Genomic DNA, 13,735 nt, shown 5'->3' with positions numbered 1-13,735 from the left:
ACCTTTCCAAACAATTCCCAGGCCGAGGCTAGCCTCATTAGATACGCGTGTCCGTTGACGCGATCAGAGACATGGTTTCACGGAGGCGGCACATCGGTAGACGAATCCGCAGTGTTGGGCTGCGATTACTAGCGAAATGATTATCCGTTGAGTTCTTCGAAACCAGACGATCGACTCAGCATACTCCGCGCGATCCTCAAAGCCGCCGAGTACCGGACCCTCGTGGACGACATCGTCGCGACAACCGCGGACGAATCCGAGAGATACCGCGCACTGAGTTCGGAGCCGCTGGGGTTTTCGCGCGTACAAGCTGATGCCGTGCTCCACTCGACCATCGCCTCCCGTTCACCGGAATCGATGGCCCGGGTACGGCGCGAGATCGAGCGCGAGGAAGCGGGCACCGCCGAGAACGGGTAGTGCGGGTAATCAGTCGAGCACTTCCAGCCAGCGACCACCGAACGCAATGCGATCGTGCGGTTCGGTGCTCGTCGGCTCGCCCGGCACGCAGGTGATCACCTCGCCGCCGGCGCGCACAATGCGGACGCCGTTGGTGGAGTGCCGGTCGATGACCGACAGAGCGCCGTCGGAAACCAGCAGGGCCAGATGGGTTTTCGACACCCCGCGCGACTCATTGCCAACCGCAAGCCTGCGGTCGACCTGCTCACCGTCCGCCGGCATCGGGTCGCGGCCGATCAGCACCATGCCCTCCACCGTGATCTCCGAGCCCGCGTCCCAGCGCAGCGTCACCCCGCGCTGGATCAGCGCGGCGGCGCGTTCCGGGCGGATGACGGTGTGGTGTTCTTCTGGTTCGTCGTCATCCTCTGGTGCTCTCGGCTCCGCCGATTCGCGTTCTGGCGCAGGGTCCGTGGGGTGGGGCCGCGGCTCGTGCCTCGCCGGCGGCTGCTCGGGTTGCTCAGCTCTCGGCTGCGCCGATTCGCGTTCTGGCGCAGGATCCGCGGGATAAGGCCGCGGCTCGTGCCTCGCCGGCGGCTGCTCGGGTTGCTCAGCTCTCGGCTGCGCCGATTCGCCGGTGGGCTCAGCGGGTTGCTTGGTGAGGGCGACGGTGGGTTCTTCGGCGGTGGGTTGCTCGAGGATGACGGTGGGGCCGTCGATGCCGGTGTCGCGGCCGGGAAGGACGACGGTGGGTTCGTCGAGGCCGGGACCGGAAAGTCTTTGCGGCTGCGGTGATATCGCGGTGCCGGCGCTGGGCGGGCCGAGCGGCGGCTCGGACGGGCGCTGCGCGAAGCCGGGCACCGACGTCACCGGGCCGGCCCCGGCCATCGGCGCTGCACCGGTGTTCAGCCAGGGCAGATCGTCGCCGGCCCGCTGGTGAGCGTCCACCACCCTGGTGTGGGTGGCCCGGTCCCACCAGGTCTGCTCGCGGCCCGAAGGATCCCAGCGGTAGGAGAACGCAGCCACCCCAAGGGTTCCGACCGTCATCAGCAGCCGCAGCAGCAGCCGCACCGCCATGGCGCCACCGCCGATCGGCGCACCGGAATGCTCATCGATCACCCGCAGCCCGGCGCCGGCCTTGCCGAAGCCCTGCCCGCCGGTGAGCCCAACAGCGAGCACCGCCAACACCGCGGCGCCGAGCAGCCCGACCCACACCTGCCACTGCAGATCCAGGAACACCGCGACAACGGCGGCGATCACCAGAACCAGGGCGGGCAGCGTCTCGGCCACCGCGGCCTTCACCCGCGAACCCACCGGGGCCGGGCGGATCCGGTCGAGCGCGGCGTTGCGCAGCGGCGTCGGCGACCCGCATGCCGGGCAACTCACCGCCATCGCATCGATCGGGACGCCGCAGGTCTGGCAGTACCTGGCGCCGCCGGAACCGCGCGGCGTCACCGGCCAGAACCCTTGCGCTGCCGATCGGCCCGCAGCGATCGCAGCGACAGCATCGCGCGCAGCCGCTGCACCGGGGTGTGCGCGCGGCGCAGCGATGCCAACTCACGGTCCACCGCGGCCCAGTACGCGTCGGCGGCCTGCTGCGGCACCGGATCGGGCGCGAACACCTGGGTGTCGGCGTCCCGGGCCAACAGCGCAACACCCGAGCCCCGGTCGGCAGCCGGCTGACCGGGCGCCGCCGCAGCCGGCGCCGACACCGGCGCCGCAGCCGACCGCGAACCCGCCGTCTTGCTGCCCGGCGGCCGGCTGTACCACTCCTTGGCGATCTCCGACCGCGTCGCGCCGGGACGCACCGTCCGGCCGAAATCCCGCGCCGAACCCATCAGATAGGTCCACCCACCGGCGATCCGCCGCTCCGGCGGGCCGGTGGCCAACCGCTTGCGGCGCCGGCGTTTCAGCAGCCAGATCACCAGCAGCGGCAACAGCACCAACAGCAACGCGCCGGCAATCACCAGCAGCAGCCACCACGGGAACGAGCTCGACGAGCTCTGCTGGCTGGTCTGTTCCTGTTGCGCCTGCTTGGATTTCGACGCCTGGCTCGGCTTCTTGGGCTGATCCTGAGTCTTCTGCTGCTGGGTGGTCGCCGGGATCGGCGGCGGCGGGTTCTGCAGGGTGTTCTGCGCAGCCGCGGACGGCGCCTCACCCGGCTTCTGGGTCGGCGGCGGCTTCTGCTCGCTGGGGTTAGGGTCCAGCGGCAACCAGCCGCGACCGCGGAACGGCACCTCGACCCAGGCCGTCATGTCCTTGCCGCGCAGCGTCACCGTGCCGGCATCGGTCGGCCGGAAGCCCATCACCACCCGCGCCGGAATCTTGCGCTCCCACAACATCAACGCCGCCGCCACCGAGTACTGCTCGGCATCGCCGTACATGGTGTCGTTGGTGAGCAGCGCCCTGATCCGGTCGGCGCCATGACCGCCCGCGCTCGCCGGCTCGCCGCTGGCACCGTGACTCCACCAGCCGTGCTCCTGGCTGGTGGCCGTCAACAGAGCCCTGGTGATGTCGGTGGGATCGGTGGAGTCACCGCCCCAGTCGTTGGCGCGCTGACGCACCTCGGTCGGCACGTTAGTCGCGGTGGGGATCGGCACGCTGGTGTCCACCTGCAGACCCTTGCTCGCCGAAAGATCGTCAAGGCCAACAGTTGTCGGCACCGAAGTGGCGAGCCGGTATCCATCGCCGTTCTGCAGATCGGGGCGCACCAGCGCACTGCCGGTGTCGCGGTTGTAGAACAGCCCCTGCTGCAGCTGGTTCGCCCTCGCCCCGGTGAACTTCAGCGAGCGCAGCTGCCCTGCGGTGAACACCCACGGACCCGAGTAGTCCTGCACCTGGACGGTCAGCTGGACCTGCTGCCCCGGCGTGTCACCGTCCGAGTTGAGCTGACCGCCGATCGGCGCGAACCGACCGGAGGCGTCGTTCACCGACATCAGCAGCCCGTTGTAGTCGGTCATCGTCGACATGCCGAGGAACAGGCCGCCCTTGGGCACCCCGCCCAGCACCACCTCGACGTCGTTCGGGGTCTTGCGGACATAACCGCGGTAGCTCTTCAGGGTGCTTTCGATCTTGGAGGCGTCGAACGGCGGCACCACCTCGGTACGCAGCACCGCCCGGTCCGCTGCCGGGGCCAGCACCGGGGTGAGCAGCGCACCGGCAGCCACCGCCGGGATCACCAGCAGCGCAAGAGCTGTCGGCCTGCGCAGCTCAAGTCCCGGCTTGCCGGACGCCCGCCGTCGCCACGCCGCCCACACCAGCCCGGCAAGACCCAGCGCGGTGCCCGCGATGGCCGGGGCCACCGCCGTCGTGGTGCCGAACGCGGCGGCGCCGATGCCCATCAGCACCGGCCCGAGCAGCGCCAGCAGCGGCACCGAGGTGCGCAGCGCCACCAGCACCGCCGCCGTTGTCAGCAGCAGCGCCAACAGAAACGCCGGCAGCAGCAGCGCGCCGAAATCTCCGACCGGCACCGCAATGGTCAGCATCTGCTTCCACGAGCTGATCACGCCCCTGGCCAACAACCTGGTCGACTCCAGGCTGGGCAAAACCCCCGCGGTCGCCACCGTCGGGGTCGCCGCGACCGGGCCGACCAGCAGATAACCGACCGCGGCGATCGGCAGCGTCATCCACCCCGGCCAGCGCAGCAACACCGGAACCGCGGCGGCGACGGCGCCGAGCAGCGCGCCCAGCCCGAGCGTCAGCAAATAGCGGCTGCCGCCGTAGGCCGGTCCGAAGGCCAACCCGGCACCGACCACCAACGCCGCCAACACCACGGCGTCAACGGCCACCCTGGGGCGGCTGATGTGCTGCTGCATGCCTCAGGCCGCCTTCAGCGAGCGCAGCGCCCGCGGCAGTTCGTCCAGCGAGCCGACCGTCGCCACATCGACCCGGCCCACCGTGCCCAGCGACAGCGCGGCACCCGACCGGACCTGCAGCGCCACCACCCGCACCCCGACGGAGAAGCCAGCGCCGGCATGCCGCAGCACCGGCGGGCTCACCGCACCACCGGTGATCATCACCGCCACCGACGCGTTCGGCACCGCGGACGACGCCAACTGACCTGCGCCGACAACGCCCGCGGTGGCCGGCTCGGCCTCCAACGCCGAGAACCGATCCAACAGCCGGCGCGCCGAAGCGCCGTGCAGCACCGCGGCGCCGGCGCACACCGTCACCGGGCGTTCCTCCGACATCGCTTGCACGCCAAGGGAAGCGGCGGCGCTGATCGCCAGCTCAAGATCGGCCGGAGTGTGGTACTCGTCGGCGGCCAGCGACAGCGCCACCGCCAGATGGGTGCGCCTGGTCTCCTCGAACTGCCGCACCATCAGCACGCCGGTGCGGGCCGAGGTGCGCCAGTGCACATAGCGGCGGTCGTCGCCGGGCACGTACTGCCGCAACTGGTGGAACGACACGTCGTTGCTGGAAAGCTCCCGAGTCGGTTGCCCCTCAAGGTCTTTCACCGAACCGGTGGCGGCACCGTGCAGCCGGGTGAGCTGCGGGTGCACGTACAGCTCGGTGACGCCGGTCCAGCGCACCTGGCGGCGCAGCAGGCCGAGCGGGTCGCCGCGCACCGAGGTGGCCGGGCCGACCCTGATCACCGCGCGCCGCTCGGTCGGAATTACGAACAGCTCGTCGTGGCTGCCACCGGCAGGCAGGCTCGGCACCCGGAACGACGCCAGGTTGCCGCCCACCGGCAACTCCACCCTGGCCGGCAGCAGCCGGTGGGTGCCGGTATTGCGGATGACGAGCTCGCCGGTGGCCCGCTCCCCGGCCACCACCCGACCCGACTGCAGCTTCACCTCGACGCCGTACGAGCTGCGGCCCACCAGGAACACCGACGCGATCAGCAGCAGCACCCCGGCCACCAGCGCCAACGCCAAGAACTCCGACCAGTTGGTCAGCCAGACCACCAGCAGCCCGATCACCACCGCGGCCGCCGCCACCAGCCCGAGCATCGTCACCGGGCCGGAGGCGCGGCGCAGCGGCTCGGCCACCAGCTGCAGCCGCTGCGAGAAGCTGCGCGAGCCGGTGTGCTCCGAGCCGGCGGCCGCAGCCGGATCGGCGTTCTCGGTGAGCTGGTGCCGCTGCCAACCGGTGGTGTCGGGCGGTGCGTCGCTCTGCGGTGGGGCGGTCAACGGCTCAGCGCCTGCGCTCCGGCGGTGCCACCTCGCCGAGGATACGATCCAGCACCGCGGGCACCGTGCTGCCGGAGAACTCCGCCTCGGCATCGAGCAGAATCCGGTGCGCCAGCACGGGTTCGGCCAAATCCTTCACATCGTCCGGCACCACGTAGTGCCGACCGTGCGCCGCCGCCCAGGTGCGGGACGCGCGGACCAGCGCAAGGCACCCGCGCACCGAAACACCCACCGTTGTCTCCGGGGTGCTGCGGGTGGCCTCGGCGATGCGGGCGACGTAGTCGAGCACCGCAGGGTCGGTGTGCACGGTCGCCGCCAGCTCGGCCATGTCCACCACCGCCGAGGTGGTGATCTTCGGATCCACCTGCCGCACATGGGATTTGGTGGTGGCACCGGCCAGAATCTCCACCGTGGCAGCGTGATCGGGGTAACCCAGCGAGGTTTTCATCAAGAATCGATCGAGCTGGGCCTCTGGCAGCTTGTAGGTGCCGGCCTGCTCCACCGGGTTCTGGGTGGCGATCACCATGAACGGGTTGCCGACGCTGTGACTCACCCCGTCGACGGTGACCTTGGACTCCTCCATCACCTCCAGCAGCGCCGCCTGGGTCTTCGGCGACGCCCGGTTGATCTCGTCCGCCAGCACAACAGAGGCGAAGATCGGGCCAGGGTGGAAATCGAACTTGCCCGACTTCTGGTCGTAGATCGTCACCCCGGTGACGTCGCTGGGCAGCAGGTCGGGGGTGAACTGGATCCGCGAGTTGGTGCCCTGCACGGTGGCGGCCAACGCCTTGGCCAGACTGGTCTTTCCGGTTCCGGGGAAATCCTCCAGCAGCAGGTGACCTTCGCTGAGCAGGCAGGTGACGGCCAGCGACACCGTGCGCGGCTTGCCGAGCACCGCCTGGCCGATGTTGCCCACCAGCGACGAGAAGGTCTGCGCGAACCACTGGGCGTGGTCGGGGGTCATGCTCATCTGGGTAAATTCCTCATCCCCACTGGAAGGGTGGACTGGTGACTGTCGCCGGACCGGTCAGGCGAACGGTGCCCTTGGTCCGCTGGTTTTGGCCGTAGTGCGCGCCGTCGTACCCGTGCACGTCGTTGGTGCTCCAGGAGCCGTTGCCGGACAGGTTAACGCTGTACTGCTTCCAGCAACCGGGGCCATTGTTGTCGAACTGGAAGCAGACGTTGTACGTGCCACCGGGCAAATTGCTGTAGTCCATCGCCAGGTAGTAGCAGGTACCACCACCCGTTTGACACGGCCGTGGGGCGCCGTGCTTCATGGTCACGCTCTCCTTGGGCTGCGGTGGCGGCGGTGGCGGTGGCGGGCAAGCTGCCGCGGTTCCGGTGGCCGAGGTGGCCTCCCCCGGACCGTGACCCTGGGCATCCTTGGCCGTCACCGTCACGGTCACGTCCTTGCCGCAGCTGGTCGGAACAGTCACGGAGCGGCCGTTGAGGTTTCCCTGGTCCACAGCGAAGGTGTATGCCCCGGTCCGCGGGGAGACCCCATTGTCGGCCGGGTCGTCCCAGCTGAACGTCACCGAATCCTGTTTCTGGCCGGTGACTCTCAGATTGTTGACCGGACCGATCGGGCCGTAGGGGTACTTGGCGGCGGTGGTGTTGGACTCGGCACCGGAGCCGCGCTGGTTCACCGCGCGGATCTTGAAGGTGTAGTTGGTGCCGTTTTCCAGGCCGCCCTTGTTGGCTGAGGTCGGCGCGTCGGACGCCAACGGTTCCCAGCCGCCGCCGTTCACCGAGACCTCGATCTTGGTGATCGGGTCGCCGCCGTCGGCGGTGGCTCCCCAGGTCAGCTTGAACTCGCTGTTGTTGCCGGTGGCGACCGCGTCCAGGTTGGGCGGAGCGGCCGGAACGTCGTACGGCTTACCGGGTTTCGGCGCTGAGGCCTCGCTGAAGTTGGACTTGTCCGCGTTGGTGTACTGCCGGACGGTGTAGCTGTAGTCCTGGCCGTTGGTCAGGCCGGTGTCGGTGAAGCTGGTGTTGGTGCCGTTGTACACCTGCTTGCCATCGCGGAACACCCGGTACTCGGCCAGGTCACGGCCGTTGGTGGGCGCCGGATCCCAGCTCACCGCCAGCTGGCCGGCCTTGGGCGACTCGACCGCTTTCATGCTTGGCGCGCTGGGCGGGCCGTACGGGTTGGCGGTCACCGACTCCGACGGCTGGGAGCACTGCAGGCCCTGATCGGGCGCCGCCGTGCAGGCGTAGACGGTGAACTTCGCGTCCTGACCGTTCTGCAGGCCGCTCACCGTCGCACTGGTCTGCTTGCCCACCGGCTGCTGATCACCACCGTTGACGGAGTAGGCGTAGTGGTCCAGCGGATAGCCGTTGGTGCTGCTGGGCGCCCCCCACGACAGCTCCACCACTTGGCTGTCACCGGTGGCGGTGGCCTTCGGACCGGTCGGCGCCTCGGGGGCGATGTAGGGCTTGACGGTCTTGGCGTCGCTGACGCCGGACTTGCCTGCCTTGTTCTCGGCCTGCACCGTCACTGAATAGTCGGAACCGAACTGCACGTCGGGAATGGTCGCCGAGGTGTCGGTGGTGGGCGCCAGCGACTTCGTGGCGCCGTCGACGGTGTACGTCACGGTGTACTCGGGCTGATCGCCGCCGGTGTCGCCGGGCTTCCAGTTCACCGAGATGGACCGGCTCTGGCCGGCGTCCTCGCTGCTGCTCACCGCGAGACCGGACGGCGTTTCCGGTTTGGTGGCAGGGGTTTCGGCGGCGGGCTCCGACCAGTCGCTCGGCGCATCTGCGCTGTTCTTGGCCTTTACCCGCACCGAGTACTCGGTGCCGTTGCTGAGGTTGTCGAACGACGTCGACACACCCTTCACGGTGCGTACCCCGCCACCGCTGGGGGCCGGAGAGATCTCAACGTCGTACCCGGTGATCGGCGAGCCCTCGTTCGCCGGCTCCTTCCACGCCACCTGCAGGCTGCCGTTGCCGTACTTCAGCGTCGGCCGGCCGGGCGGGTCGGGTGCGGCGTCGGGGCGCAGCACATCGGTGCTGCTGGACGGCTTCGACTGCCCCACCGCGTTCACCGCGGTCAGCGTGAAGCGGTAGCCGACGTTGTTGGTCAGGTCGGTCAGATTGCACGGCGATGCCGCACACTCGTGTCGATAGCCCTTCGATGCGTCCTGCACCAGGTAGCCGGTGATCGGTGAGCCGTTGTCGGCCGGCGCCGACCAGGTCAGCGTCACCTGCCGGCTGCCGAGGTTCTCCGCGCGCGGCACCTGCGGGGTGTCCGGCTTGCCCAGCACCTGCACGATCAGCGTTCCGGTCACCTGCCGCTGCTGGTCGCCGGTGGCGTCGGCGACGGTGAAGGCGATCTGCAGCTTGCGGCTGCCGGCCTTCGGCGTCACCGAGATGGTGCCGGCCGGGTCGAACGTCATCGAGTAGCCGTCACCCTGCTTCACCGAGACCAGCTTCAACGGCTTGTCCGGGAACGGGTTCGACGCGCCCTGCAGCACGTTGACCGACGCGGTCTGGCCCTCGTTGATGGTCTTGCTGACGTTGTCCACCTGGGCCAGCGGCTTGGTGCTGCCCACCACGGTCACCACGAAGTCGGCCTCGCCGGTCTGCCCGAGCCCGTCGGTCACCCTGACCGTCACGGTGCGGCTGGCGCCGCGCTTGACGTCCAGCCCGGCGCGCACCTGCAGCGCACCGCCCTGGATGCCGGCGGTGATGCCGGTACCGTCGTCGGCGGCGGAGACCAGCCGGTAGGTCGGCTGCTGGCTGCCCTTGCCGGCCGGGGCCGGCTGGTAGTCGGTGGCGTCGGCCAGCGCGACGGAATCGGCGGCGCCCGGCTCCACCCGCAGTTCAGCGCCCTGCAGCACCGGCGGGGCCGGCTTGGTCGGAATGATTTCCGCCGAGATGGCCTGCTGTTGCGGCCGCGACACCCCGTCGGTGACGAGCATGGTGAGCGCGGCGCCGCCGGACGCGTCCTCCGGCACCTTCCAGCGCAGGGTCTGCGCGTCGGTGCGGGTGACGGACCCGACGGTCGCGCCGACCGGGCCATCGGCAATGCTCACCTGCTGCCCCGGCGCGGCGCCGGTGAGGTACTCGGCGATGGCGACGTCGACGGTGGTGCCGGCATTCACCCGCAGCTGCTGGCCGGTCAGCTCCGGCCGGAACACCGGCGGCGGCGGTGCCGCGCTGGTGGTCGGCCTCGGAGCTTGCGAGCTGGGCGTCGTCTCGGCCGTGGTGTTGGCGGTGGTCTTGCTGTCGGCGGCGCGGCTGTTGGCGGCGGCCTTGCTGGCCGCGGCCCGGCTGGCGGCAGCCGCCTTGCTGGCGGCGGCGCGCTTGGCGGCGGCAGCGGCAGCGTCGTCGGCGTTGCCGGCGGAGTTGGGCGCGTCGTCGTTGCCGGCGTCGGTGCCCTCGGCGTCGCCGGTCTGCGGGGGCAGGTTCAGCTCGGCCCGTGACGGCACCACCAGCAGCGCCTCAGCGCTGCGCTTGTCGATGTTGGTCACCCGGTAGGCCAGCACCTGCCGGTCGTTGCGCACCGGCACCTTCACGGTCAACGGGCCGGCGATGGTCAGCAGGCCCTTGGAGATGGCCGGGGCGTCGGTCTTGAGGTCGTCGAGGGTGCCGCTCGGGTTGCTGACATACGGGTTCAGCACCACCTGCGCCGTCTTCTTGTCCGGCTGCAACTCCTTCGCGGTGACGTAAACGTCGTGCGCCTGCGGCGGCAGCAGCGGCGCCTTGGAGCTGACGTTCACCTGCACCGTCGACCGGGTGGTGCGTCCTGCACTGTTGCGCACCGACACCGTCACCGGCACCTGCTCCTCGCGGGCGCCGGCGGTGATCAGCAGCGCGGAGCCGGACACCCGCACGCTGAACTGCGGGTCGTGGTTGCCCTGCACCGACACCGCGTCCTTTGCGGTGAACTCCACCGGCAGCCGGGCCGGGTCGGTGACCTTGGACAGCACGTCGAAGGAGATGGTGCGCCCCGGCAGCACCGAGGCCTCGAGGTTCGGCAGCACCGGTGGCTGGGCGATCTTGGGTTGCGGCGCGATCACCACCTGCACGACGCCGGTGCTGGTCTCGCCGCCGGCGTCCTGCACGGTGTACTTGACGTTCTCCACGCCGGGTTTGCCGAATGCCCTGAACCGCAACGTGTTCGGGCCGGTGAGCGTCGGCATGCCGAGCTCTGGTGTCGATTCGATGCGGGTGGCCGACACCCAGTCGCCGTCCGGGTCGATGCCGTCCAGCGGGAGCGTGACATCGCCGCTGCCACCGGCGAAGGTGCGCAGCACCGTCGGCTGCGGGGTACGCGGCGCCGAGTTGTCGCCGGCCGGGAGGACGGTGATCACCAGGGAGGCGGAGTCGGTACTGCCCGCCGAGTTGGCCACCTCGTAGGTGGTGCGCACCGGGCGGCCGCCGACCGTCGGCCCGTCCCGCGGCGCCAGATACCGGATCGCCGCGTCCGTGGTGATCAGCATGCCCTGGTCCGGCTCGATCTGATCGGCGCGGAACGGCCGCGGCGTCACCGCAAGGCCCTGCGGGTCGGAGGCGTACCTTGCCATCGGCAGGTCGATCGGGTTGCCGGCCCGCACCGTCACCGAGATGTCTTTGGCGACAGGGCGACTCGGGGTCTGTTGCGCGGCGATGCCGATCACGTGCAGCCAGCCCTGCGCCGACGCCTCACCGGAGACAACGGTGTACGGCACCCAGGTCTGCCCGCCGGCCAGCCGGCCAGGAGACGACAGCCGCAGCAGGTGCATGTCGCTCTGCTGCACCACCAGCCCGGACTCGGCCGGCGCCTTCACCTGCTGCACGGCGACCGGCGGCCCGCTGGTGCTGGCCAGGTCGACGGTGGTGCTGCCGCCCTCGGGCAGGTACGCGACCTTGAGCTCGGGTGCCGGCAGCTCTGTGGTCTTCTTCGGGTCGGTGACGTCGACCCGGATGACGCCGCTGGTGGGGTCGGCGCTGCCGGCGCTCACCTGGAAGTCCAGGTAATAGGTGCCGGCGGTGGCCGCCGTCACCGTGGCCTGGCCGGTGGTCGAATCCATGGTCGCGGTGAGCCTGGCGTCGGCCTTCGGCGGTGCCAGCTTGCTGGGATCGACCTTGACCAGCCGCAGCTGTTCCTTGCCCGGCCAGAACACCGAATCCAGCACGTTGACGGTGATCGGGGTGTTCACCACGCCGCTGGCGCTGATCGGGTCGGCGATGGCGCGGGCGTCGGCGGCGTCGACCACCTCGATGGTGAGCTGCCCGGTCTCGCTGTTGGTGCCGTCGGTGACGGTGAACGCGATGCTCTTCTTGCCGCCGGTGCCGGAGTCGGTGACGCTGATGTTGCCGTTCGCGCTGAAGTTGACCAGATCGTCGCTGTTGCTGCTCTTGGCCTCGGTGAGCCACAGGTCGTCGCCGCTGGGCGAGATCCAGTCGGACAGCACGTTGCGGGTGACGGTGCCGCCGGCAACCATTTTGGTGCTGGACGGCCGAACCTTCTTGGGCGGCAACGGGTCTGCCCGCTGCGGCGTCACCGTGACGGTGGCCTGGCCGGTGTGCGAGGCGCCGTCGCCCGCGGTGTAGGTGAGCTGCACCGGCGCGTCGGCGTTCTCCGGCAGAGTGACCTGCAGGGCGGCGCCGCCGGCGACGGTGCTGGCGGTGACCCCCTTGGGCGCCTGCACCTTCGAGATGCGCAGCACCGCGCAGGAGGACTGGGCGTCGTTGTCGAGCACCGGCAGCACCCGCGGGCGGCCCGGCCGCACCCCGTACTCGTCGGGTTTCAGCGTCACCGGCGGCATGCCGGCCGCGCAGTCCTGCCGTTCGCTGGTGACCTTGCCGGCGGCGCCGGTGTCCTGCCCGTCGGCGTCGGTGTTCTCTTCCTTGGGCTGGCGGCGGATCTCGTCCCAGTTGTTGACCAGGGTCATCTTGTCGTCGAGCATCCACACCGCGCCGCTGCCGGTGTTGTTGAGCACCACGGTGTCTCGGTTCACTCGGAAGGTGACCTGGTCGGCGCCGGCCACGCCGGTGACGTCCTGGTTGCTGCGCTCGTCGCCGCACCAGGACAGGTAGTCGCCGGTGCTGCCGGACGTCGGCGCCCACGCCGCGCTGACGCAGCCGGCGACGTACACCGGGGCGACCGGCCGGCCGGGTCGGCTGGCCTCGGCCCTGCTGATGGCGCCGGTGGCCAGGTCGACGCGCAGCACCGCCCGGTCGGTGGCGACCAGCGCGAACCCGGCGTCCTGCGACGACTGCTGCAGGGTCAACGAACCGCCTGCGCTCTCGCCGCTGTTCGGCAGCGCAAAGCTCTTGCCCGGCAGCAGCAATCGGCGGGCCACGTGGTCGAGCACCACCGGCTGGTCGCCGACGGTGGCGATGGAGACCGGCGCCGGGTTGGCGGCGGTGGCGCCGGTGAGCGCGGCCCCGTCGGCGCCGAGCGGGCGGGTGAGCGGCTGGGCGGTCTTGGCCGGCAGGTCCGGCAGCGCGGGACCGGATCCGGCAACCGATGCCGGGGCGGCACTGCCAGGCGCGACCGCGGAACCGGACGGCTGCGGAGCCGTCGGCTGGCCCGGAGCGCGGGTGCCTGGCCGCTGCACCGTCGACAGCACGCCCTTGCCTGCAGCGGCGATGTAGGCGGTGTCGCCGGCCAGCGCGACAACCCCGCCGATCCGATCGGTGCTGTTGCCGGCAGCCGGCGGCAGGCTGGTCAGCTCACCGGCGCCCAGCCCGGTGCTGGGCAGCAGCCACAGCTTTCCGGTCTTCTGGTCGAGCACCGCAACGGTGGAGTCGGACACGGCCACCGACACCTGGTCGGGCAGCAGCAGCTTGCCGGACAGCGCGGCGTTCACCGGGTCGAGCACCCGCAGCTGGTGTTGTTTGGCGTCGACCAGCACCACCGTCGGGCCGGACTGCAGCAGCTGGAAATCGCGGGCGTCCGGATAGACAGGGGACTCGACGGCGGCGCTCTGCCGGTTCAGCGAACCGACCATCATCTCGTCGGACTTGGTGACCCATGCGGTCTGCGGCTGCGAGGTGACCGTCGTCGCGGCGTAGCCGGGCGAGCGGGTGGCCAGCGCGACCACCGCGGTGGCGACCAGCGCCAGCACGCAGATGACGGCCGTCACCACCAGCCCGCGGCGGTTGCGGGCAGGCGGCTGCTGAACGGCCCCGGCCGGCCACGACGGCGGCGCGGCGCCGCCGGGCTGCTGACTCACCGGCACACTCGACTCCTGGTTCTTTCGCTACGGGCCGGTCGA

The 13,735-nt window shown here is 70.5% G+C and carries 6 protein-coding genes; 1 reads left to right on the top strand and 5 read right to left on the bottom strand.

Going from position 1 to position 13,735, the window contains the following annotated elements:
• The first annotated feature begins 222 nt into the window (after positions 1-222).
• Positions 223-417, top strand: a complete 195-nt coding sequence (locus HKD39_RS09690) for a hypothetical protein (RefSeq protein WP_171199655.1) — start codon at positions 223-225, stop codon at positions 415-417.
• Positions 418-426: 9 nt separating this feature from the next.
• Here the strand turns inward: HKD39_RS09690 and HKD39_RS09685 are convergent, their stop codons facing one another.
• The 5 genes from HKD39_RS09685 to HKD39_RS20455 are packed head-to-tail and all read right to left on the bottom strand — an operon-like array spanning position 427 to position 13,693.
• Positions 427-1,848: an RDD family protein gene (locus tag HKD39_RS09685; protein WP_171199654.1), complete on the bottom strand. Its 1,422-nt coding sequence runs from the start codon at positions 1,846-1,848 to the stop codon at positions 427-429.
• Positions 1,845-4,208: a transglutaminase-like domain-containing protein gene (locus HKD39_RS09680; RefSeq protein ID WP_171199653.1), complete on the bottom strand. Its 2,364-nt coding sequence runs from the start codon at positions 4,206-4,208 to the stop codon at positions 1,845-1,847. The genes HKD39_RS09685 and HKD39_RS09680 overlap by 4 nt, the downstream gene beginning before the upstream one ends.
• A gap of 3 nt (positions 4,209-4,211) precedes the next feature.
• Complete coding sequence (locus HKD39_RS09675) at positions 4,212-5,525, bottom strand: DUF58 domain-containing protein (protein WP_171199652.1); 1,314 nt, start codon at positions 5,523-5,525, stop codon at positions 4,212-4,214.
• Between the two features lie 4 nt (positions 5,526-5,529).
• Entirely contained in the window at positions 5,530-6,495 is a 966-nt protein-coding gene (locus HKD39_RS09670) for an AAA family ATPase (protein ID WP_171199651.1), read from the bottom strand.
• A 13-nt stretch (positions 6,496-6,508) separates the two neighbouring features.
• A complete protein-coding gene (locus HKD39_RS20455; protein WP_171199650.1) occupies positions 6,509-13,693 on the bottom strand; it encodes a fibronectin type III domain-containing protein in 7,185 nt (2,394 codons plus the stop codon).
• Positions 13,694-13,735: the final 42 nt, after the last annotated feature.

Origin of the sequence: Nakamurella aerolata, from assembly GCF_013002705.1 — a bacterium.
GTDB classification, from domain to species: Bacteria; Actinomycetota; Actinomycetes; order Mycobacteriales; family Nakamurellaceae; genus Nakamurella; species Nakamurella aerolata.
Note: the sequence above shows the minus strand (reverse complement) of the source record. Positions and strands in the feature narration are given on the sequence as shown.